At 55.9% G+C, this 873-nt stretch carries 1 protein-coding gene; it reads left to right on the forward strand.

Translation table 11 applies throughout. The features are described 5' to 3' along the window. On the forward strand, positions 1 to 814 hold an 814-nt coding region (locus HMPREF2958_RS07235; RefSeq protein WP_070697535.1), incomplete at its 5' end, for a glycosyltransferase family 2 protein. Positions 815 to 873 lie beyond the last annotated feature (59 nt).

Genomic DNA, 873 nt, shown 5'->3' on the forward strand with positions numbered 1-873 from the left:
CCCCGACACCCGCATCCACATCTTCAACAACCCCAAAAATAAAGGTGTCTCCGCCGTACGCAACCAAGGCCTTGACGCCGCCCGCGGCGACTGGATCACCTTCATCGACTCAGACGACGAATACCACCCCGAATTCCTCGAAAAACTTCACGAGGCGGCGCGCACTCACGATGCCGACATTGCTGTATGCGGGCATACCATCAGACACAGCGACGGTACCGAAGTGCACCGGGCAAAAGTTACCCCCGGAGTGCACGAAGGCGAAGATATTGCCATTGAGTTTTTGGAAGACCGCTACACCGGGTTTATGTGCGATAAAATCTTCCGTGCCCAGCTATTTGATGGGGTGCGGTTCGCTGAAGATATTCATCGCGCCGAAGATGCCCTCGTCGTCTTCGCCTGCTGCATGAAGGCAAAACGCCTGGTCGGCATCACCGATCACCTCTACACCTACAGGATGGAACAGGGCGGGCTGACCTGGGGGCGCATCACACCCGTTGAAGAGAGTATTCGCCACACCGACTATATGCGCCGTGTCGCCGGAGATTTACTGAAAACCCCGCGAGGCAAAAACGCTTTTGCCGCATCTACAAGCGTCACCTTCCTCAATAATGCGCAGCAGGCACTTCTTGCCGGCGGTTCGGATGCACCCGGCGTTATCTCCGCATGCCGGAAACAGCTTTCGTGGGGTCAGGTTTTTGCGACTCTGCGTTCACGCCCGCTCATGGGTGCTGCGGGTGCTCTCTTGAAGCTCTCGCCAAAGCTATACCGCGTGCTCTACGGCGCTTATGTCAAACGTAACTACGGCCTTTAACCCTATATCGATCCAGGAAAAATTTTATGCGTACCCCTCGTACCAGCATCATCATGCCG

It is taken from the genome of Rothia sp. HMSC036D11, from assembly GCF_001814205.1.
Lineage (GTDB): Bacteria > Actinomycetota > Actinomycetes > Actinomycetales > Micrococcaceae > Rothia > Rothia dentocariosa.